This window comes from Clavibacter michiganensis (genome assembly GCF_002151125.1).
GTDB classification, from domain to species: domain Bacteria; phylum Actinomycetota; class Actinomycetes; order Actinomycetales; family Microbacteriaceae; genus Clavibacter; species Clavibacter michiganensis_C.
In genome coordinates this window covers 163,518-183,400 of record NZ_MDJZ01000011.1, presented here as the reverse complement: position 1 = coordinate 183,400, position 19,883 = coordinate 163,518, and the positions used below count along the sequence as shown (strand labels likewise).

General features: G+C 73.9%; 19 protein-coding genes. 6 read left to right on the top strand and 13 right to left on the bottom strand.

The window, feature by feature from the left end:
- Positions 1-91: 91 nt before the first annotated feature.
- Complete coding sequence (locus BFL37_RS06670) at positions 92-901, bottom strand: nucleotidyltransferase domain-containing protein (protein ID WP_086514390.1); 810 nt, start codon at positions 899-901, stop codon at positions 92-94.
- Entirely contained in the window at positions 898-2,085 is a 1,188-nt protein-coding gene (locus BFL37_RS06665; RefSeq protein ID WP_086514356.1) for a ThiF family adenylyltransferase, read from the bottom strand. Before BFL37_RS06665 ends, BFL37_RS06670 begins: the two co-directional genes overlap by 4 nt.
- On the opposite strand from BFL37_RS06665, the gene BFL37_RS06660 reads away from it, so the two are divergent.
- Positions 2,084-3,790 carry a glycosyltransferase family 39 protein gene (locus tag BFL37_RS06660; protein ID WP_086514355.1) on the top strand — a complete coding sequence of 569 codons (1,707 nt, stop codon included), beginning with the start codon at positions 2,084-2,086 and terminating at the stop codon, positions 3,788-3,790. The genes BFL37_RS06665 and BFL37_RS06660 overlap by 2 nt on opposite strands.
- Here BFL37_RS06660 and BFL37_RS06655 read toward each other — a convergent pair.
- The 6 genes from BFL37_RS06655 to BFL37_RS06630 all read right to left on the bottom strand — a co-directional run bounded on the left by BFL37_RS06655 (position 3,766) and on the right by BFL37_RS06630 (position 10,362).
- Positions 3,766-4,665 (bottom strand): DMT family transporter, encoded by a 900-nt coding sequence (locus BFL37_RS06655; RefSeq protein ID WP_241533893.1) that lies wholly within the window; start codon positions 4,663-4,665, stop codon positions 3,766-3,768. The genes BFL37_RS06660 and BFL37_RS06655 overlap by 25 nt on opposite strands.
- Before the next feature lie 27 nt (positions 4,666-4,692).
- Positions 4,693-5,631 (bottom strand): 4-(cytidine 5'-diphospho)-2-C-methyl-D-erythritol kinase, encoded by a 939-nt coding sequence (locus BFL37_RS06650; RefSeq protein ID WP_086514353.1) that lies wholly within the window; start codon positions 5,629-5,631, stop codon positions 4,693-4,695.
- Positions 5,632-5,641: 10 nt separating this feature from the next.
- Positions 5,642-6,559, bottom strand: coding sequence for a 16S rRNA (adenine(1518)-N(6)/adenine(1519)-N(6))-dimethyltransferase RsmA (gene rsmA, locus BFL37_RS06645; RefSeq protein ID WP_086514352.1), 918 nt, complete (start codon positions 6,557-6,559; stop codon positions 5,642-5,644).
- Positions 6,556-7,506, bottom strand: coding sequence for a TatD family hydrolase (locus tag BFL37_RS06640; RefSeq protein ID WP_086514351.1), 951 nt, complete (start codon positions 7,504-7,506; stop codon positions 6,556-6,558). Before BFL37_RS06640 ends, rsmA begins: the two co-directional genes overlap by 4 nt.
- Positions 7,507-7,576: 70 nt before the next feature.
- On the bottom strand, positions 7,577-9,154 hold the full coding sequence (gene metG, locus BFL37_RS06635; protein ID WP_086514350.1) for a methionine--tRNA ligase: 1,578 nt from the start codon (positions 9,152-9,154) through the stop codon (positions 7,577-7,579).
- Positions 9,155-9,228: 74 nt separating this feature from the next.
- Positions 9,229-10,362 carry a bifunctional 2-methylcitrate synthase/citrate synthase gene (locus tag BFL37_RS06630; protein WP_431305855.1) on the bottom strand — a complete coding sequence of 378 codons (1,134 nt, stop codon included), beginning with the start codon at positions 10,360-10,362 and terminating at the stop codon, positions 9,229-9,231.
- A 288-nt stretch (positions 10,363-10,650) separates the two neighbouring features.
- Here BFL37_RS06630 and BFL37_RS06625 point away from each other — a divergent pair, with 288 nt between their 5' ends.
- Both BFL37_RS06625 and BFL37_RS06620 read left to right on the top strand, forming a co-directional pair.
- Positions 10,651-12,126: a dihydrolipoyl dehydrogenase family protein gene (locus BFL37_RS06625; RefSeq protein WP_086514348.1), complete on the top strand. Its 1,476-nt coding sequence runs from the start codon at positions 10,651-10,653 to the stop codon at positions 12,124-12,126.
- 24 nt (positions 12,127-12,150) lie between these two features.
- A complete protein-coding gene (locus tag BFL37_RS06620; RefSeq protein ID WP_086514347.1) occupies positions 12,151-12,645 on the top strand; it encodes a GNAT family N-acetyltransferase in 495 nt (164 codons plus the stop codon).
- A gap of 15 nt (positions 12,646-12,660) precedes the next feature.
- On the opposite strand, the gene BFL37_RS06615 is transcribed toward BFL37_RS06620, so the two are convergent.
- The 5 genes from BFL37_RS06615 to BFL37_RS06595 form a co-directional block, all read right to left on the bottom strand.
- Complete coding sequence (locus tag BFL37_RS06615; RefSeq protein ID WP_086514346.1) at positions 12,661-13,098, bottom strand: DUF3021 domain-containing protein; 438 nt, start codon at positions 13,096-13,098, stop codon at positions 12,661-12,663.
- Positions 13,095-13,535 carry a hypothetical protein gene (locus tag BFL37_RS06610; protein WP_086514345.1) on the bottom strand — a complete coding sequence of 147 codons (441 nt, stop codon included), beginning with the start codon at positions 13,533-13,535 and terminating at the stop codon, positions 13,095-13,097. The genes BFL37_RS06615 and BFL37_RS06610 overlap by 4 nt, the downstream gene beginning before the upstream one ends.
- Positions 13,536-13,877: 342 nt before the next feature.
- Positions 13,878-14,792, bottom strand: coding sequence for a methylisocitrate lyase (gene prpB, locus BFL37_RS06605; protein WP_086514344.1), 915 nt, complete (start codon positions 14,790-14,792; stop codon positions 13,878-13,880).
- Positions 14,792-16,342 (bottom strand): MmgE/PrpD family protein, encoded by a 1,551-nt coding sequence (locus tag BFL37_RS06600; protein ID WP_086514343.1) that lies wholly within the window; start codon positions 16,340-16,342, stop codon positions 14,792-14,794. The genes prpB and BFL37_RS06600 overlap by 1 nt, the downstream gene beginning before the upstream one ends.
- A gap of 148 nt (positions 16,343-16,490) precedes the next feature.
- Entirely contained in the window at positions 16,491-16,841 is a 351-nt protein-coding gene (locus BFL37_RS06595) for an ArsR/SmtB family transcription factor (RefSeq protein WP_086514342.1), read from the bottom strand.
- 105 nt (positions 16,842-16,946) lie between these two features.
- Between BFL37_RS06595 and arsB the strand changes: the two genes are divergently transcribed.
- Genes arsB through BFL37_RS06580 form a run of 3 tightly spaced genes read left to right on the top strand, consistent with a single transcriptional unit; the run spans position 16,947 to position 19,867 of the window.
- Positions 16,947-18,056, top strand: coding sequence for an ACR3 family arsenite efflux transporter (gene arsB / locus BFL37_RS06590; RefSeq protein WP_172403756.1), 1,110 nt, complete (start codon positions 16,947-16,949; stop codon positions 18,054-18,056).
- Between the two features lie 30 nt (positions 18,057-18,086).
- Positions 18,087-18,512, top strand: coding sequence for an arsenate reductase ArsC (locus BFL37_RS06585; protein WP_086514340.1), 426 nt, complete (start codon positions 18,087-18,089; stop codon positions 18,510-18,512).
- A gap of 29 nt (positions 18,513-18,541) precedes the next feature.
- Complete coding sequence (locus tag BFL37_RS06580) at positions 18,542-19,867, top strand: NAD(P)-binding domain-containing protein (protein ID WP_086514339.1); 1,326 nt, start codon at positions 18,542-18,544, stop codon at positions 19,865-19,867.
- Positions 19,868-19,883: the final 16 nt, after the last annotated feature.

The following is a 19,883-nucleotide window of genomic DNA, read 5'->3' as shown; positions in this document are numbered from 1 at the left end:
TCGCGGAGGGCGCCCTGCGACGGCGACGCGGCACGGGCGACGCGGCGGGCGAGCTCGAGGCGGCGGACGACCCGCAGCCCTGATCCGCGGATCAGCCGCCGACCGGGATCCCCTCCCGCCGCACCGCCCCGACGAGCAGGGCCTCGACCGCATCCACCGCACGGAGCAGCTCGCCGGGCTCCGTGCCCACGCGCCCGACGAGCTGGTCGACCCCGCGGAGGCCCGCGCGCGTCAGCAGCAGCTTCTCGTTCGTGATCCACTCGCCGCGGTGGGCGAGGATCGCGTGCGCCGCCTGGCACGCCGCCTCGGAGAGGAGCCCGGCGGACTGCGCGGCCCGGCCGTGGCGGGCATGGCCCTCGCGCGCGTAGTGCAGCGTCAGCTCGGCGCGCTGCCACCAGACGCCGGGCGCGGATGCGCGCAGCGCCCCCGGGTACGCGAACGCCGGCACCTCGCCGCGGAGGGCGCGGTTCACGCCGACCTCGGCCAGCAGGATCGTGCTCGGCAGCCCCGCCTGGTGGAAGAGCAGCGTCTCGAGGTCGAAACGGCCGGCGAGCGCCTCCGCGTGCACGGCCTCGATCGCGTCGAGGTCGCGGTAGTGCACGTCGACCGCGCGGCCGTCGACGTGGAGCGCGCCGCCGCCGTCGAAGATCCGGCCCCACCCGCCGCGCGGGCTGAGCTGCCCCGGCCAGCCGAGGGCGCGCAGCGCGTCGGGGTCGAACGATCCGCGGTAGTAGACGGCCACGTCCCAGTCGCTGTCGGGCCGGTTCGCGCCCTGCGCGCGGGATCCGCCGAGCGCCACGCCCCGCACGCCCGGCACGGACGCCAGCGCGTCGGCGATGTGCTCCAGGAACGCGTCGTCGTCGAGCCCGAGGACGGGGCCGCCGTCTGCCGCCGTGCTCACGCCCGCCCTGCCACGCTCCGCCACGACGCGATGCCGCCCCGCAGGCTCACCGCATCCCGCCCCGCCTCCCGCAGCGCCGCCGCGGCCGCCCGCGAGCGCACGCCCGAGGCGCAGTAGACGACGACCCGGTCGGTGATCTCGCCGGGCACCGCCCCCGGATCCACCGTGACGATGCGCACCGGCACCGCGACGTGCCCGGGGATCGAGTCGACGAGGCGCTCGTCGGGCTCGCGCACGTCGAGGAGCACGACCTGCTCGTCGGAGGCGAGGATCCGCTCGACCTCCTCCGCGTCGAGCTCGGTGCCGTCGGTCGCCGCGCCCACGCCGCAGAACAGGTCGTAGTCGGCGAGCGCCGTGACCCGCTGGCGGCCCTTCGCGCGCTTCACGCCGATGGTGCGGCTGGTGCCGGCGAGCGCGTCGAGCACCACGACCCGGCCGAGCAGCGGCGTCCCCGCGCCCGTGACGAGCTTGATGACCTCGGTGGCCATGAGGGATCCGACCGTGCCGCACACCGCGCCGAACACGCCCGCCTCCTCGCAGGAGAGCACGGCGCCGTCGGCGGGCGGCTCGGGGAACACGTCGCGGTAGTCGATGCCGCGGCCGTCGGGCGCCGCGTCCCAGAAGACGGTGACCTGCGCGTCGAACCGGTACACGGATCCCCACACGCACGGCACGCCCACGAGGGCCGCCGCGTCGCTGATGAGGTACCGGGTGGCGAAGTTGTCGGTGGCGTCGACGACCACGTCGTAGCCGCTGAGGATCCGGATGGCGTTGTCGTTCGTCAGCCGCTCGGCGTGCTCGACGACCTCGATCCCGGGGTCGGTGCGGTGCACGGAATCCGCCGCTGACGAGGTCTTCGGCCGGCCGACGTCGGGCGTGCCGTGGATGGTCTGGCGCTGGAGGTTGGAGAGGTCCACAGCATCGTCGTCTACGATTCCGAGGGTCCCGATCCCCGCTGCGGCCAGGTACTGCAGCACGGGGGAACCGAGGCCGCCCGCGCCGATCACGAGCACGCGCGCCTGGTCGATGCGGGACTGACCCCCCATCCCGATGCCGGGAAGGGCGAGGTGACGGGAGTGGCGTTCGCGCCGTTCGTGCGCATCCCGCCCGGAGCCCAGACCACCCAGGCCCCGCCCCCCGGGGTCGGTGCCCTCCCGATCGACGAGCGGCAGAGACGACCCCATGACAGACCTCCGTACGGACGGCGGACGCGGACCCGCGTCGACCGGACCCAGCGTACGACGGCCCGCCGACGGTCCCCGCGGCAGGCGTCCCTCCGGCCCCCTCGGCCGCTTCCACCACCGCCGCTGGAGCGACGCCTGGCTCATCGGCCTCCTCGGCTTCCTGCTCGCGCTCCCCCTCGCCGGCAGCCCGTCCGTCTGGTACGACGAGGCCGCCACGGTGATCTCGGCCACGCGCGGATGGGACGACCTCCTCCGCGAGCTGGGCACGGTCGACGCCGTCCACGGCCTCTACTACGCCGGCATGAAGGTGTGGTTCGGGCTGGTCGGCTACTCGCCCACGTCGCTGCGCTTCCCGAGCGCCGTGTTCATCGGCCTCACCGCGGCGGGCGTGGTGCTGCTCACCCGCACGGTGTCCACGCGCGCCACCGGCGTCGTCGCCGGGCTCGTCTTCGTCGTGATCCCCCGCTCGGCCTGGATGGGCACGGAGGGCCGCTCGTTCGCGCTCGGAACGCTCGTGGCGGTCGCGCTCACCATCACGCTCGTGCTCGCCGCCCGGCGCGCGGGCGCCCGCTGGCAGGTGCAGGCCAGGTGGTGGGCGCTGTACGGGCTGCTCGCGTGGCTCGGCGCGTCGACCTTCGTGTACCTGGCGCTGCTCGTGGGCGCGCACGGCGTCGTGATCCTCTGGGCCATCGCCTCCGCGCGCGTCGGCCGCCGCAGCCGCCGCCCGATGGTCGTGTCGCTGCTCGGCTGGGCCCTCGCGTCCATCACCGCCGGCCTCCTGTCGCTGCCGCTCGTGCGCGTGGTGACGGACCAGTCGGGCCAGGTCGGGTGGATCAAGCCCATCGGCCCGAACACCGTCATGCAGGTGCTCTCGACCCAGCTCTTCTACGAGAACGACGTCTTCGCGGTCATCGCCTGGGTCCTCGCGCTCATCGGCCTGGCGCTGCTCGTGCGACGCGGGATCCGCATGGTGCGCGCACGCCGCGCCTCGCGCCTCGAGCCGGAGGGCGCCCTCGCCGAGTACGAGTCGGCGTACCTGCACGCCGGGTGGTCGCCGACGATCCTGCAGCTCGCGGTCGTCTGGTTCGCCGTGCCCACGCTGCTGCTCATCGGCGCGTCCACCCTCATGTCCCCGCTGTACTCGCCGCGCTACATGGCGTACACGGCGCCCGCGTTCGCGATGCTCATGGCGGTGGGGATCCTCGCGCTCCGCTGGAGGCCGCTCGTCGCCGCGGTCACGGCTGCCCTGGTGGCGCTGTCGCTCATGCAGCTCGTGCACGACCGCACGACCACCGTGAAGGCCGACTCCGACTGGGCCGCGATCGCCCGCATCGTGTCCGAGGAGCGCGCCCAGGAGGCGCCCGGCACCGAGGAGGCCGTGATCTTCGGGCCGGTCCGCCGCCACCCCAAGGCCACCTCGCGCATCGTCGCGTACTCCTACCCGGACGCGTTCCGCGGCATGGACGACATCCTGCTGCGCACCCCGCCCGGCGACACCGACGGCCTCTGGGAGGAGACCTACCCGCTGGCCGACCGCATCGACGAGGTCGACGGCGCGGACGTCGTGTGGCTCGTCACGAGCGACCGGCAGGACATCCGCCCCGAGGTCGCCGAGGCGCTCACCCCGCGCGGCTTCGCCAAGACCGACGACTGGCACGTGATGAACGCGAACGTCGAACGCTACGAGCGGGTCGCGGCGGGCTGACGGGAATCCCGCGTCGCCCGCGGCTTCAGCTCGCTGACGAGCGTCCCCGCCACGATGAGCGCCGCGCCGAGGATCGCCAGGGCGGGCAGGCGCTCGCCGGCGACGCGTCCGACGACGCCCGCCCACACCGGCTCGCCCGCGTAGATGATGGTCGCGCGCGTCGGCGACACGGAGCGCTGCGCCCAGTTCATCGTGAGCTGGATGAGGCAGCTGCTCGCCCCCAGCGCGAGCGCCGCGACGAGCCACACCCACGAGAACGCGGGGATCGCCTCGCCCGCCAGGGGCATGCACGCGAGCGAGAGCGCGCCGGCGACGAGGAGCTGCACCACGGTCACCCGGCCGACGTCGACGCGGCCCGCGAAGAGCCCGATGAGGATGATCTCGGCGGCGATCGGCAGCGTGCTGATCAGCGTCGCCAGCTCCCCCGCCCCCAGCGCCACGCCGCCCTGCGGCCCGGCCACCAGCAGCAGCCCGACGAACGCGAGCGCCACCCCCACCAGGGCGAGAGCGCTCGGCCGCCTGCGGAACACGGCCCACTGGAGCAGCGGCACGAGCGGCACGTACAGGGCGGTGATGAAGGCGGAGGTGCTGCTCGGGATCGTCTGCAGCCCGTAGGTCTGGAGCCCGTAGCCGAGGAAGATCATGACGCCGATCGCCGCCCCCGCCGCGAGGTCGATCCGACGCATCCTGCGGAGGGCACGGCGGAACAGGACCGCGCTGATCAGCCCCGCGGCGAGGAACCGGAGCCCCACGAAGAAGAGCGGCCCGCTGTGCTCCATCGCCACGTGCACCGCGAGGAACGTGCCGCCCCAGATCGCCGTGATGCCGATGAGGGCCCACTCGGGCCGCGACGGACGGACGGCGCGGGGCAGCATCGTGCGCATGGGGTGGAGCGCGCCGGATCAGCCGGTGATGATGCGGGCGCCGTGCACGGGCCCGGTGGCCCGGATGACGGTGAGGCGGGCGGCGCTCAGCGCGATCTGCAGCTCGAGCGCGCTGTCGAGGTCCGCCGCGAGGAACGCGACCGTGGGGCCGGATCCGGAGACGATGCCGGCGAGCGCGCCGTTCTCCTCACCGAGCTGCAGCACCTCGCCTAGGCCGGGCGCGAGGTGGAGCGCCGGCGCCTGGAGGTCGTTGTGGAGGACCTCGGCGAGCATGTGCGGATCCCCCGCCCGCAGCGCCTGCAGCACGCCCGAGTCGACCTGCGGGATCTGCTGGGCCGGGAAGATGTCCTGTGCGTGACGCTCGCGGTGCTTGTCGAGCTCGCCGTACACGTCGGGCGTGGAGACGCCGAACTCGGCGATGGCGAGCACCCACTGGAAGGTGCCCTTGGCGAGCGCGGGGCTGAGGCGGTCGCCGCGGCCCGTGCCGATGGCGGTGCCGCCGGCGAGCGCGAACGGCACGTCGGCGCCGAGCTCCGCGCCGAGGGCGAGCAGCTGGTCGCGCGTCTGCTCGGTGCCCCAGAGGGTGTCGCAGGCGAGGAGGGTGGCGGCGGCGTCCGCGGATCCGCCGCCCATGCCGCCCGCGATGGGGACGTTCTTCTCGATGCGCAGGTGCACGCCGCCACGGTGGCCGGTGCTGCGGGCGAGGAGGCGGGCGGCGCGGATGGCGAGGTTGTCGGGGCCGACCGTGAGGTGCGACGTGTCGATGGATCCGCCGAACTCGACCGAGAAGTCGTCGGCCCGGGTGGCGTACACGTCCTCGTAGAGGCTCACGGCCTGGTAGGCGGTGGCGACGTCGTGGTAGCCGTCCTCCTGGAGGGCGCCCACCGTGAGGGAGACGTTGATCTTCCCCGGGGCCCGCGCGTGCACCACGTCGGAGCTGGTGGCCGCGGAGGTCATGTGCTCCAACCTAGCGGAGGCCGGGAGGCCCGCCGTCACCCTCTCGATCCGCCCAGGCACGGGCCACGCGGAGGTAGTCGTGGACCGTCAGCTGCTCGCCCCGCGAAGTGGGGGCGACCCCTCCGGCCTCGAGGAGCGCGGACGCGGCCTCGCTGCCGCCGAGCAGCTCGGCGAGGGCCTGGCGGAGCATCTTGCGGCGCTGCTGGAAGGCCGCGTCGACGATCTTGAAGGTGCGCTTGCGCAGCTCCTCGGAGGCGAAGGGCTCCGTGTGCCGCTCGAAGGCGACGAGCACGGAGTCGACGTTCGGGACCGGCCAGAACACCTGGCGGCTGACCTGGCCGGCCGTGCGCCACGCCCCGTACCAGGCGGCCTTGACGCTCGGGGATCCGTAGACCTTGGATCCCGGCGCCGCGGCGATGCGGTGCCCGACCTCGGCCTGCACCATGACGACGCCCGTGCGGATCGCCGGGAAGTGCTCGAGCAGGTGCAGCAGCACGGGCACGGAGACGTTGTACGGCAGGTTCGCGACGAGGGCGGTGGGATCCCCGGGCAGCTCGGCGACGCGGAGCGCGTCCTCGTGCACAACGGTGAGCGCGGCCTCCGGCTGGTACAGCCGCACGGTGATCGGCAGCTGCTCGGCGAGGCGGCCGTCGATCTCCACCGCGACGACGCTCGCGCCCGTCTCCAGGAGGCCGAGGGTGAGGGATCCGAGGCCGGGCCCGACCTCGACCACGTGCGTGCCGGCCTCGACGCGCGCGACCCGGACGATGCGGCGCACCGTGTTGGCGTCGATGACGAAGTTCTGCCCCAGCTTCTTGGTGGGCGCGACGCCGAGCAGCTCGGCGAGGTCGCGGATCTCGGCGGGGCCGAGGAGCGTCGGGGCCGCGGCGGCAGCGGGCGCGGCGGCGGGTGCCGTCTCGTCGCTCACGCGCGGCCCGCCGGGTCGAGCTCGGCGGGGTCCTTCGACGGCGACGTGACGGGCTCGTCGTCCCAGCGCCCGTAGACCAGCTCGGTGTTGGAGGAGATCTGCGCGGCCAGCATCGACACGTCGGTGCCGAGGTGCGCGGCCATCGCGCGGAGCGTGTGCGGGATCAGGTACGGCGCGTTCGGCCGGCCGCGGAACGGCACGGGCGTGAGGAACGGCGCGTCCGTCTCCACGAGCAGCAGCGAGCGCGGCGCGAAGGCGAGCGCCTCCCGGAGGTCGTGCGCGTTCTTGAAGGTGACCGTGCCGGAGAACGACATGTACCAGCCGTTCTCGGCGCAGATCCGGGCGAGGTCCTCATCTCCCGAGAAGCAGTGGAACACCGTGCGCTCGGGGGCGCCGACGCGCAGGAGCGTCTCGACGACCTCGTCGTGCGCGTCGCGGTCGTGGATCTGGAGGGCGATCCCGCGCTCCTTGGCGATGCGGATGTGCTCCTCGAACGAGCGCTGCTGGGCGGCGCGGCCGTCCTCGCCCGTGCGGAAGAAGTCGAGGCCGGTCTCGCCGACGGCGCGCACGCGAGGGCGGCCGGCCAGCTCGTGGATCTCGGCCAGCGCGTCGTCGAGCGTGCCCGCCTGCTCGTACGCCGGGGCCTCGTTCGGGTGGATCGCGACGGCCGCGAGCATGCGCGGCTCGTGCGCCGCGGTCTCCGCCGACCAGCGTGAGGTCTCGAGGTCGCCGCCGACCTGGATCACGCCGCGGACGCCCACCGAGCTCGCGCGGTCGAGGTGCTCGGTGAAGTCGATGGGCGACTCGCCGTCCGCGATCTCGAGGTGCGTGTGGTTGTCGTAGACGGGCACCGTGAGGGCCTCGGGCAGCGGCGGGTACGTGAGGTCGCGCGTCTGGCCGTGGGCCGCGGAGGTGTCGCGCTGGCGCACGTAGTTGGAGTCGGGCATCGCGCTCACTCTACCGACGGGCGGGTGCCGCGCCCGGCGGGGCGCGGCACCCGGATTCCGGGCGGCGGGATCAGGCGGCGGGTGTCGCCGGCTCCTGCTCGATGCGCGGGAACAGCGGCGCCTCGAGCGGGGTGACGACGCCGGATCCGGTCCACTCGTCGGCGAGGTCGATGCGCTGCTGTCCGACCGTGCCGGTGCCGCCGAGCGCGGTCCAGAGCTTCGCGGTGGCGCCGGGCAGCACGGGCGCGAGCAGCACGGCGAGCGTGCCGAGGCCGCGGACCGCGGTGTGCAGCACGGTCTCGAGGCGCGCGCGGTCCTCGTCCTTCTTCGCGAGGGCCCAGGGCTCCTGGCTCGTGATGTAGCCGTTGAGCTCGTCGACCAGGGTCCACACGGCGGCGAGCGCCTCGTGGATGGCGAGGCGCTCGATGGCGTCGTCCGCGGTCGAGGCGGCGGCGCGTGCGACGCTCTGCACGCGGAGATCCGCCTCGGTGAGCTCGTGCGCCTCGGGGATCCGACCGTCGAAGTAGCGGCCGACCATGGCGATCACGCGGGAGGAGAGGTTGCCGAAGCCGTTGGCGAGCTCGGCCTGGTAGCGGGCGCTGAGGTCCTCCCAGCTGAACGAGCCGTCCTGCCCGAAGGCGAAGGCGCGCATGAAGTAGTAGCGGAACGCGTCGATGCCGAAGGTGTCGGTGATGGTCTGCGGCACGATGCCGGTGAGCTTCGACTTCGACATCTTCTCGCCGCCGACGAGCAGCCAGCCGTGGCCGAAGACGCGGCGGGGCGGCTCCTCGCCGAGCGCCATGAGCATGGCGGGCCAGATGACCGCGTGGAACCGGAGGATGTCCTTGCCCACGAGATGCGTGGCGGGCCAGCGACGGCGGAACTGCTCGTCGTCCACGCCGTAGCCGATGGCCGTGACGTAGTTCATCAGCGCCTCGAACCACACGTAGACGACGTGGCTCTCGTCCCACGGGATGGGGATCCCCCAGTCGAAGCTGGAGCGCGAGATGGAGAGGTCCTCGAGGCCCCGGCGGACGAACGACAGGATCTCGTTGCGGGCGCTCTCGGGCTGGATGAAGTCGGGACGCTCCTCGTAGAACGCGAGGAGCCGCTCGCCGAAGTCGCTCATGCGGAAGAAGTAGTTCTTCTCCTCCAGCAGCTCGACCGGCTTGGAGTGGATGGCGCAGACGAGCTGGCCCTCGAACGGACCCGTGCCCTCGAGGAGGTCGGAGGGCTGCTTGTACTCCTCGCAGCCGACGCAGTAGTAGCCCTTGTACTCGCCCGTGTAGATGAACCCGGCGTCGTGGAGGCGCTGCAGGAAGATCTTGACGCTCTCCTCGTGGCGGGCGTCGGTGGTGCGGATGAAGTCGTCGTTGGAGATGTCGACGGCCTCGAGCAGCGGCTGCCAGCTCTCGGTGACGAGGCGGTCGGCCCAGGCCTGCGGGGTGGTCTCGTGCGCGGTGGCGGTGCGGAGGATCTTCTGCCCGTGCTCGTCGGTGCCCGTGAGGAACCAGGTGTCGTCGCCGCGCTGGCGGTGCCAGCGGGCGAGGACGTCGGCGGCGACCTCGGTGTACGCGTGCCCGATGTGCGGGACGTCGTTCACGTAGAAGATCGGCGTGGTGATGTAGAAGGGCTCGCCGCGGGACATGGGCTCCATCCTAACGATCGGCGGGAGCGCTCTCGGCCGTGTGACCGGGGCCCGTGGGGCGGCTCCGGCGGTGGTCAGGACAGGTGGCGCTCGGCGGGTCCGTCGTACTCGGAGAGCGGCCGGATCAGCGAGTTCGCCGCCCGCTGCTCGACGATGTGCGCGGTCCAGCCGACGACGCGCGCGGCGACGAACAGCGGCGTGAAGGCGCGCGTCTCGAAGCCGAGGAGCGCGTAGGCGGGGCCGGACGGGTAGTCGAGGTTCGGCAGGATCCCGGTGCGCTCGGCCATGCCGCGCTCGAGCGCGTCGTAGAGGTCCATGGTGCGCGTCGCCGACTCCCCCGCCTCGCCGCCCGCCTCGACCCGCACGGCGACGAGCTCGTCGAGCGCGGCCTTCATGGTGGGCACGCGCGAGTCGCCCGCGCGGTAGACGCGGTGCCCGAATCCCATGACCTTGCGCTTGGCGGCGAGCGCCTCGTCGAGCCACGCCTCCACGCGCGACGCGTCGCCGATCTCGTCGAGCGTCTCGAGCACGGCCTCGTTGGCGCCGCCGTGCAGCGGGCCCTTGAGCGCGCCGGTCGCGCCCGTGACCGCGGAGTGCAGGTCGGCGAGGGTGGAGGTGATGACGCGGGCCGTGAAGGTGGAGGCGTTGAAGGAGTGCTCGGCGTAGAGGATCAGCGAGACCTCCATGGCCTTCGCGTCGGCCTCCGTGGGGCGCTCGCCGTGCACCATGAGCAGCAGGTTCTCGGCGAGGCCGAGGTCGTCGCGCGGCTCGACGGGATCCAGCCCCCGGCGGCGGCGCTGGTCGTAGGCGATGAGCACGGGGATCTGCGCGAGCAGCCGCACGGACCGCTCCAGGTCGGCGTCGGCCGAGTGGTCGTCGGGCGCGGGATCCGCGGCGCCGATCGCGCTCACGGCGGTACGGAGGACGTCCATCGGGTGCGCGTCGACGGGCAGCGCGTCGACGATCCGCAGCACCGCATCCGCCGGCTGCCGCTCCGCGCGCTCCTGGTGCTCGAAGTGCGCGAGCTCCTCGTCGGTGGGCAGTTCGCCGTGCCAGAGGAGGTACGCGACCTGCTCGAACGAGCACTCGGCCGCGAGCTCCTGCACGGGGTACCCGCGGTAGAGGAGGGAGTTGGTGGCCGGCTCGACCTTGCTGATCGCGGTCGTGTCGACGACGACCCCGGCGAGGCCCTTGCGGATGTCGGTCATGGTGCTCCTTCGCGTCATGCCGCACCCGCGTGGTCGGGCGGATCGGGTCGCCTCCGGGTGCGTTCGTCACTGTATCGGGGCGGGTGCCGCGGGGGCGAGGGTCGCCGCGGCCGAGGCGGTGGGCGCGCGACGGCGGGCTGGGGAGGAGGCGTCGGGTGTCGGCTGCGCGTCACGCCCGACGTGACGGGCGGCTCCGCACCCGGGTCGCGGCGGCATCCGCTCGGTAGCCTCACCAGCAGGGCGCTCCCGAGGCGCCGACCGCACCGCCGCGCCGACCCGGAGGACGCCATGCCCGAGAGCCACGACCACGCCGAGCCCACCGCCGAGGCGACGACCGACGCGCAGCCCGACGCCGCGACCGAGCCCGACCGCTACGACGTCGCCGTCATCGGCGCCGGACCCGCGGGCACCGCCGCCGCCCTGCGCGCCGCCGAGCTGGGCGCGTCCGTGGTGGTGCTCGAGGCCGGCCGCGTCGGCGGCACGTGCGTCAACACCGGCTGCGTGCCCACGCGCGTCCTCGCGAAGACCGCCCGGCTCGTGCGCGAGGTGCGCTCCGCGGGCGAGAACGGGATCGGGGTGGGCGAGCCGACCCCGCACTGGCCGTCGATCGTGGCGCGCGTGCACGAGCAGGTCGACCGGGTGCGCTCGCTCAAGGACGAGGCCGCCCGGTTCGAGGCGGCGGGCGTCACGCTCGTCCACGAGGGCCGCGCGCGCTTCGTCGACGACCGGACGCTCGTGCTCGACAGCGGCCGGCGGATCACCGCGGGGTCGATCATCGTGTGCGTCGGCGGCCACTCGAAGCGCCTGCCCGTGCCCGGCGCCGACCTCGCGACCGTGCCCGAGGACGTGCTCGCGCTGCCGGAGATCCCCCGCCGCCTGGCGGTCATCGGCGCGGGCAACACGGGCGCGCAGCTCGTGACGGTGTTCCGCTCGTTCGGATCCGAGGTCACGCTGCTCGACGTCGCGCCGCGCGTGCTCACCGCGTCGGACGAGGCGATCTCGGCGGCCGTCTCCGACGCGTTCACCGCGCAGGGCGTGCGCGTGCGCACCGGCATCGACACCGTGACGGGCCTCACGAAGACGGGCGACGGATCCATCACCCTGCTCTGGCGCTCCGGCGACCGCCCGCAGTCCTCCAGCTTCGACGCCGTGATCATGGCCACCGGCTGGCCGGCCGACGTCGAGGACCTCGGGCTCGAGCACGCCGGCGTCGAGGTCGAGCGGTCGGCGATCCCGGTCGACCGCTACCTCCGCACGCGCGTGCCGCACATCCTCGCGGTGGGAGATGCCAACGGGAAGGACATGCTCGTGCAGGCCGCGCAGTCCGAGGGCGAGGCCGCGGCCGAGAACGCGGTGCTGGGCGTCAACCGCCGGATCCCGCTGCAGCTCCTCCCGGCCGGCGGCTTCACCGACCCCGACTACGCGGGCGTCGGCCTCACCCAGGCGGAGGCGCGCGAGCGCGACAGCGGGTGCGTGATCGCGCGCGTGCCGTTCGCCGAGGTCGACCGCGCCGTGATCGACGACCGCGAGGCCGGCTTCCTCCTCCTCATCGCCGACCGCCGCCGCGAGCTCATCCTCGGCGCGCACGCCGTGGGCGAGAACGCGGTCGAGGTGATCCAGTCGGTCACCACCGCGATGGCCGCGGGCGTCGACGTCGCCACCCTCGCGCACGTGCGGTTCGCGTACCCGACCTACAGCGCGGTCATCGGGATCGCGGCGCGGCGCCTCCTGCAGGACGAGGCGCTGGCGGGCGAGCTGGACTGACGCGGCGTCGCCGAGCTTCGTGTCATGAGCGATCACCCCGACCTGACGGCCGCCGCGCATCCGGACGTCACCATCCGCGCCGCCCGAGCCGAGGACATGCGACGCGTCGCGGAGCTGCGCTGGCGATGGACGGTCGAGGAGTCCGGGACGGCGCCCGCGACCGATCAGGCCGGCTACGTCGCGGCGACGGCCGCCTTCGCCGCGGCGCACCCCGACACGCACCGGTGCGTCGTCGCGGAGGCGGACGGCGAGGTGGTCGGCATGGCGTGGCTGGCCCTCACGCACCGCCCGCCGACGCCGGACGACCTGAGCCGGGTGTCCGGCGACGTCCAGTCCGTCTACGTCCTGCCGGCGCTCCGCGGGTCGGGGACGGGCGCGCGCCTCGTGGCGGCGCTGCTGGACGACGCCCGGGCGCGCGGCTGCCGGTACGTCCGCGTGCACTCCAGCGCACGTGCACTGCCGCTCTACGCGCGCGCGGGGTTCGCGGTCGACGAGACGTACCGCGTCGTCCGCCTCTGAGACGCGGACGACGGATCACGCCGAGGCGCGTGCCGTCCGCCGCCGCTCGACCGCCGTCATCACGAGGAAGAGCGTCGACCAGAGCACGACGCCCGCGGCGAGGAAGATCCCGACGACCGCGAGCACGCCGCCCGCGGTGTCCACCGGGAACCAGCCGCTCATCAGGAGCGCCGGGAGGACGGTCACGAGCATGAGCGCGAAGTGCGTGACCGACTGCCGCGTGAGGCTCCAGCCGCCCACCTGGTAGAGGAGCGAGCCGGAGGCGGTCGCCGCGACGATGACGCCGACCGCGAGGGTCGAACGACCGTCGGCGGCCTGGCCGTCTGCCAGGAGGTACGTGCCGATCGCCGTCATGACGACCAGCGGGATCCCGGCGAGGAGCGCGGCGCGGAGGAGCAGGCGCGGACGGGGCGCGGCGGCGGCCTCGCCGGAGTCGCCGGAGTCGCGGGTCATCCGGCAGCCGGCTCCCGCGGTGGCCCGGCGAGCCACGCGTACTCCGTGCTGCAGGCGTCCGGGATCCCCTCCTGGCCGGAGAGGTCGTACGGTGACGTCGGCTCGGAGGACGCGCCGCCGCCCAGGCTGACCTCGTCGCCGACCCGGTGGGACTCGTCGCCGAGGGTCAGGGTCGTCCCGTCCCAGCGGGTCGTCCGCTCGGGGAGGATCGGCAGCCAGTAGGCGGAGCCGCCGTCGGGTGCGTAGCCCGGCGTCTCGAGGTAGAGGCAGCCGTCGCGCTCGACGAGCGTGCCGGTCAGGAGCGCCTCCATGGCGCCGCCGTCGTCGAGGTAGGTGGCGATCTCGGCTGAGCCGGGTGGGGCATCGGCGTCGGCGCGCACGGGGTCCGCCGCGGGGCCGGTGGAGCAGCCCGCGAGGCTGACGCCGAGGACGGCCACCGCCGCGAGCGCGCCCGCGACGGTCCGCGCACGTGCTGATGCTGGTGCTGGCGCTCGTCGCATGGGTCCCCGTCGTCGCGACCAGTCGACCACGCCCGCCCAGGGCGACGGAACCCCCGATCCGGGTGGCGCGCGTGTGCACGCTCCGGCCTGCCGCGGCCGGCCCGCGGCTAGCCTCGCCGGATGCCTGCCGCCCCCGCCGCCCGATCCGGCGGGGTGCGCGCGGTCAGCCGCGCGGCGGACGTCCTCGCATCGGTCGGCATGGGGATGCTGCTGGCCGTGCTCGCCCTCGGCCTCGCGCTCGACGGGTCCCTCCACGGACTCGACGAGCGCGACCAGGCATCACGCCCCGCCGCGGTTCCCCTCCAGCGTGAACGTGAACACGTCCTCGTCGAACGCGCTGTAGCCCGCGTAGTCGAGCAGCTCGTAGAGGCGCGCGCGGGTCTGCATCTCCGGCACCTTCGAGGCCAGCGTGCCCTCCTCGAGGATCGCGTCCAGGCCGCGCTCGGCGGCGCCCATCGCGAGGCGCAGGAGCGAGACCGGGTAGATGACGATGTCGACGCCCACGTCGGCGAGCTGCTGCGTCGTGAACAGCTCGCTCTTCCCGAACTCGGTCATGTTGGCGAGGATCGGCACGTCCACCGCGGCGCGCATCGCCTCGAACTCGGCGAGGTCCGCCATCGCCTCGGGGAAGATCGCGTCGGCGCCGGCATCCACGAGAGCCTTCGCCCGGTCGACGGCCGCCGCCATCCCGTCGACACCGCGCACGTCGGTGCGGGCCATGACCAGCAGGTCCGGGTCGCGGCGGGCGTCGACGGCCGCGCGGATCCGCTTCAGCGCGGTCGACTCGTCGACCACCTGCTTGCCGTCGAGGTGCCCGCAGCGCTTGGGGTTCACCTGGTCCTCGATGTGGAGGCCCGCGACGCCGGCGTCCTCGAGCATCTGCACCGTGCGGGCGACGTTCATCGGCTCGCCGAAGCCCGTGTCCGCGTCCACGAGGCACGGCAGGTCGGTGACGCGCGCGATCTGCTGCGAGCGCCCGGCCACCTCGGTGAGCGTGGTGAGGCCGATGTCCGGCAGGCCGAGATCCGCCGAGAGCACGGCGCCGGAGATGTAGACGCCGTCCATGCCCTTGTCCTGGATGAGGCGGGCCGACAGCGGGTTGAACGCGCCGGGCATCCGGAGCAGCTCGCCGGACGCGAGGCGCTCGCGGAACGCGCGGCGCTTGGCGGCGGAGGTGAGGGTGGAGTGCAGCACTAGAGGAGTCCCTTCGGGGAGCCGGCGCCGTCGAGGAGGCCGGGTCGTGCGGTGACGGTGAGGCCGGCGAGCTCGTCGGCGGTGAGCTCGGGCAGGCGCTCGACGAGCGCGAGGAAGCGGTCGACCTCGGCATCCTCGAGCACGCCGTCTGCCAGCGTGCGGAGCTTGGCCACGTAGTCGGCGCGCGCGAACGGCCGGGCGCCGAGCGGGTGCGCGTCGGCGACGGCGATCTCGTCGACGATGGTCGAGCCGTCGGTCAGCCGGATCTCCACCCGGCCGCCGAACGCCTTCTCGGCCGGATCCATGGAGTGGTACCTGCGGGTCCACTCCGGGTCCTCGGTCGTGGTGACGCGGCGCCAGAGGTCCACCGTGTCGGGGCGGCCGGCGCGCTCGGGCGCGTACGAGTCGACGTGGTGCCAGGCGCCGTCCTGCAGCGCGACGGTGAAGATGTACGGGATCGAGTGGTCGAGCGTCTCGCGGCTGGCGCGCGGGTCGTACTTCTGCGGGTCGTTCGCGCCGGATCCGATGACGACGTGCGTGTGGTGCGACGAGTGGATGACGACGCGGTCGATCGCGTCCGCGTCCGCGAGCACGGGGTGCGCGTGGTGCAGGCGGCGCGCGAGGTCGATCCACGCCTGCGCCTGGTACTCGGCCGAGTGCTCCTTCGTGTACGTGTCGAGGATCGCCCGCTTGGCCTCGCCGGGCGCCGGCAGCGGGACGTCGTAGCCGGCGTCGGGGCCGTCGAGCAGCCAGGCGATCACGCCGTCCTCGCCCTCGTAGATGGGGGTGGGGCTCGTCTGGCCGCGCATCGCCCGGTCGATCGCCTCGACGGCCATCTTCCCGGCGAACGCGGGCGCGTGCGCCTTCCACGTGCTGATGGCGCCCTTGCGCGACTGGCGCGTGGCGGTCGTGGTGTGGAGGGCCTGGCCGATCGCCTGGAAGACCGTCTCCTGATCCAGCCCGAGGAGCGTGCCGATGCCCGCGGCGGCCGACGGGCCGAGGTGCGCGACGTGGTCGATCTTGTGCGCGTGCAGGCTAATCGCTTTCACGAGGTCGACCTGGATCTCGTAGCCGGTCGCGATGCCGCGGACCACGTCGGCGCCCGTGAGCGCGCGGCCGTCGGGGCGTCCCGCCGCGGCGGCGTGCTGGGCGGCGGCGAGGATCGGCGGGATGTTGTCGCCCGGGTGCGAGTACTCCGCGGCGAGGAAGGTGTCGTGGTAGTCGAGCTCGCGCACGGCCACGCCGTTCGCCCAGGCGGCCCACTCGGCGCTCACGCGGGTGGCGGGATCCGCGCCCACGACGGTCGCACCCGCGCCGCCGGTGGACGGCCCGTGCGCGAGGGCCTGCGCGCGCGCCGCGACGACGGGCGCGCGGGTGAGCGATGCGGTCGCGACGGCGGCGTTGTCGATGATGCGGTTGACGATCATCTCGGTGACGTCGGCGTCGACCTCCACGGGGTCGGCGGCGACGGCGGCGATGCGCCCCGCCAGCTGCTCCCCGGGAGGCAGGGCCTCGTCGCTGCGGTGGACGCGGACGCGGTGGATCTGCATGCTCTTCCTCACGGTCGGGCGCCTGTCGCGGAGGGCTCCTGGCCCCGTCCGCGCGGCACCGGTCCAGCGTATCCACCGCCGGCCCCGTCCTCCGTCGGTGCGCTCTCGCCATCCCCCGGAGCGACGCCCTGCCCCGCGAGGCCGAGCCTCAGACGGTGGCGATGAGGCCGGCGAGGGAATCGAGCGCGCCCGGGACGAGCCGGTAGTAGGCCCACGTGCCGCGCTTGTCGCGGGTCAGGATGCCGGCGTCGACGAGGACCTTGAGGTGGTGCGACACGGTCGACTGGCCGAGCCCGAGGGGCTCGGTGAGGTCGCAGACGCACGCCTCCTGGCCGTCGTGCGCGGCGACCATCGAGATGAGCCGGAGCCGGGCCGGATCCGCGATCGCGCGCAGCGACCGGGCGAGCTTCTCGGCGTTCTCGGCGCCCATCGCCTCCCGGGTGAGGGGCGCGCAGCACGCCGCCACGTCGGTGATGGGGAGCATGTCGAGGACGGCCATGCGGTCGATCCTCCCACACATCGACACGCGTCGATGCGATGGCTATGCTCGCATCATCGACGCACGTCGATGCCTCCCGCCGACCGGAAGACGCGACACCCCTCGATGCCCTCCCCTGCTCCCGCCCCCGCCCGCCTCGGCACCACCGACCGGCTGCTGCCGGTGTGGATCCTCGCCGCGATGGGCGCCGGCCTCCTGCTCGCCGTCTTCGCGCCGGCGGTCGGCGAGGCGCTCCACGCGTTCAGCGTCGGATCCATCAGCGTGCCGATCGCGGTCGGCCTGCTGGTGATGATGTACCCGGTGCTCGCGAAGGTCCGCTACTCCGACGCCCGCCAGGTCGCCGGCGACCGGCGGCTGCTGATCTCCTCGCTCGCCATGAACTGGATCGTCGGCCCCGCCCTGATGTTCGCCCTCGCGTGGCTGCTGCTCCCGGACCTGCCGGAGTACCGGACGGGCCTGATCGTCGTCGGCCTCGCGCGCTGCATCGCGATGGTGCTGATCTGGAACGACCTCGCCTGCGGCGACCGGGAGGCGGCCGCGTTCCTCGTCGCGGTCAACAGCGTCTTCCAGGTCCTCGCGTTCGGCGCGCTGGGCTGGTTCTACCTCCAGCTCCTGCCGTCCTGGCTGGGACTCGCGACCACGAGCGCGGAGTTCTCGTTCTGGGCGATCACCGCATCCGTGCTGGTGTTCCTCGGGATCCCGCTGCTCGCCGGCTACCTGTCCCGCCGCGTCGGCGAGCGCGCGAAGGGCCGCGCCTGGTACGAGGACCGGTTCCTGCCCAAGGTCGGGCCGTTCGCGCTCTACGGGCTGCTGTTCACGATCGTCATGCTGTTCGCCCTGCAGGGGCAGCAGGTCATCGACCGGCCACTCGACGTCGTCCGCATCGCGATCCCGCTGGTGATCTACTTCGCGGTCACGTTCCTCGTCGGGTTCCTGCTCGGCAAGGCCGTGGGCCTCGGCTACGAGCGCACCACGACCCTCGCCTTCACCGCCGCGGGCAACAACTTCGAGCTCGCCATCGCGGTCGCCATCGGGACCTTCGGCGCGACCTCCGGGCAGGCGCTCGCGGGGATCGTCGGCCCGCTGATCGAGGTGCCGGCGCTGCTCGCCCTCGTCTACGCGGCCCTGTGGCTGCGTCCGCGCCTGTTCCCCGCCCGCACGCCCGACGCGGCCGATGCCGCCCCCGCGCTCGACCCGGTCGCCGACCGGGCCTGACCCCGCACCGCACACGTCAAGGAGCTCCCGATGACCGACACCACCACCACCGCTGCCCCGACCGTCCTGTTCGTCTGCATCCACAACGCCGGCCGCTCGCAGATGGCCGCCGGGTACATGCGCGAGCTCTCCGGCGGCGCCGTGCAGGTCCGCTCCGGCGGATCCGAGCCCGGCGACCAGATCAACCCGGTCGCGATCCAGGCCATGGCCGAGGAGGGCATCGACATCTCCCGGGCCGTCCCGCAGCTGATGACCACCGAGCAGGTGAGGGACTCCGACGTCGTCATCACGATGGGCTGCGGCGACGTCTGCCCGATCTTCCCCGGCAAGAGGTACGAGGACTGGGAGCTCACCGACCCCAAGGGCAAGGGCCTCGACGAGGTCCGCCCCATCCGCGACGACATCAAGGGCCGTGTGCAGCAGCTCCTCGCCGAGCTCCTGCCCGCGACCCGCTGACCCGCAGGCCACCCACGAAGGAGCAGCGGATGTCGATGACCCTCACCGTCCCGCCCCGCATGGACGAGCGGCGGCTCGCCGGGCTGCCCGTCGCGATCATCGGCGCGGGCCCCGTCGGGCTCGCGGCGGCCGCGCAGCTGCTCGAGCGGGGAATCGAGGTCCGCGTCTACGAAGCGGGCCGCACCGCCGGCGCCGCGGTCCGGGGGTGGGGCCACACCCGCCTGTTCTCCCCGTGGGAGCACCTCGTCGACGATGCCGCCGGACGACTCCTCGACGCCGCCGGCTGGGACGCACCCGCGGCGAAGCGCCTGCCGACCGGGCACGACCTCGTCGACGCCTACCTCGGCCCGCTCGCGGCGACGCCCGAGCTCGCCCCGCGGATCCGGTACGGGACGCGCGTGCGAGCGGTCAGCCGGCAGGGCATGGACCGCACCCGCTCCGCCCGGCGCGCATCCGCCCCGTTCCTCCTCCGCCTCGACACCGGCGCGGGGACCGAGGACGTCCTCGCCCGGGCCGTCATCGACACCTCCGGCACCTACGACTCCCCCAACCCCCTCACCTCCGACGGCCTCGCACCCGCGGTCCCGGCCGAGGTCGCGGACCGCATCAGCCACGCCCTGCCCGACGTCCAGGGCGCGGACTGGAACCGGTTCGCCGGCCGGCACGTGGTCGTGGTCGGCGCCGGCCACTCGGCCGCGAACACGCTCATCGAGCTCGCCGCCCTCGCCCGCGAGGAACGCGGCACCACCATCACCTGGGCGATCCGCTCCACCAGCCCCGTCCGCGTCTCCGGATCCGCAGGGGATGAGCTGCCCGAGCGCGGCGCGCTCGGCGGGATCGTCCACGACCTCGTCCGCCAGGGCGCCATCACCCTCGTCGACCGGTTCGAGATCGACCGGGTCGACGCCGCCGACGATGACCGGGTCGCGCTCATCGGGCGGCGGAGGAACGCCCCGCACCGGGTCGAGGCCGACGTCGTCGTCGCCGCGACCGGGTTCCGCCCGGACCTGGAGATGCTGCGCGAGATCCGGCTGTCGCTGGACGAGGTCGTCGAGGCGCCGCGCCTGCTCGCGCCGCTGATCGACCCGGCCCTGCACTCCTGCGGCACGGTGCCCGCCCACGGCGTCACGGAGCTCGCCCACCCGGAGCCCGGGTTCTTCATCGCCGGCATGAAGAGCTACGGCCGCGCACCCACGTTCCTGCTCGCCACCGGCTACGAGCAGGTGCGCTCCATCGCCGACGAGCTCGCCGGCGACCACGACGCCGCTCGGCGCGTGCACCTCGTCCTCCCCGAGACCGGGGTGTGCTCGACCGGCATCGGCACGGGATCCGACGGGTCGAGCTGCTGCGCGTGATCCGCGCGATGGCGCA

What these genes read in the sequence shown, in the direction of transcription:
- BFL37_RS06660 (WP_086514355.1), top strand. Translation starts at nt 2,084, where the DNA reads ATGACAGACCTCCGTACGGACGGCGGACGCGGACCCGCGTCGACCGGA.
- BFL37_RS06665 (WP_086514356.1), bottom strand. Translation starts at nt 2,085, where the DNA reads ATGGGGTCGTCTCTGCCGCTCGTCGATCGGGAGGGCACCGACCCCGGG.
- BFL37_RS06655 (WP_241533893.1), bottom strand. Translation starts at nt 4,665, where the DNA reads ATGCTGCCCCGCGCCGTCCGTCCGTCGCGGCCCGAGTGGGCCCTCATC.
- BFL37_RS06650 (WP_086514353.1), bottom strand. Translation starts at nt 5,631, where the DNA reads ATGACCTCCGCGGCCACCAGCTCCGACGTGGTGCACGCGCGGGCCCCG.
- BFL37_RS06640 (WP_086514351.1), bottom strand. Translation starts at nt 7,506, where the DNA reads ATGCCCGACTCCAACTACGTGCGCCAGCGCGACACCTCCGCGGCCCAC.
- metG (WP_086514350.1), bottom strand. Translation starts at nt 9,154, where the DNA reads ATGTCCCGCGGCGAGCCCTTCTACATCACCACGCCGATCTTCTACGTG.
- BFL37_RS06630 (WP_431305855.1), bottom strand. Translation starts at nt 10,362, where the DNA reads ATGACCGACATCCGCAAGGGCCTCGCCGGGGTCGTCGTCGACACGACC.
- BFL37_RS06625 (WP_086514348.1), top strand. Translation starts at nt 10,651, where the DNA reads ATGCCCGAGAGCCACGACCACGCCGAGCCCACCGCCGAGGCGACGACC.
- BFL37_RS06620 (WP_086514347.1), top strand. Translation starts at nt 12,151, where the DNA reads ATGAGCGATCACCCCGACCTGACGGCCGCCGCGCATCCGGACGTCACC.
- BFL37_RS06615 (WP_086514346.1), bottom strand. Translation starts at nt 13,098, where the DNA reads ATGACCCGCGACTCCGGCGACTCCGGCGAGGCCGCCGCCGCGCCCCGT.
- BFL37_RS06600 (WP_086514343.1), bottom strand. Translation starts at nt 16,342, where the DNA reads ATGCAGATCCACCGCGTCCGCGTCCACCGCAGCGACGAGGCCCTGCCT.
- BFL37_RS06595 (WP_086514342.1), bottom strand. Translation starts at nt 16,841, where the DNA reads ATGGCCGTCCTCGACATGCTCCCCATCACCGACGTGGCGGCGTGCTGC.
- arsB (WP_172403756.1), top strand. Translation starts at nt 16,947, where the DNA reads ATGCCCTCCCCTGCTCCCGCCCCCGCCCGCCTCGGCACCACCGACCGG.
- BFL37_RS06585 (WP_086514340.1), top strand. Translation starts at nt 18,087, where the DNA reads ATGACCGACACCACCACCACCGCTGCCCCGACCGTCCTGTTCGTCTGC.
- BFL37_RS06580 (WP_086514339.1), top strand. Translation starts at nt 18,542, where the DNA reads ATGTCGATGACCCTCACCGTCCCGCCCCGCATGGACGAGCGGCGGCTC.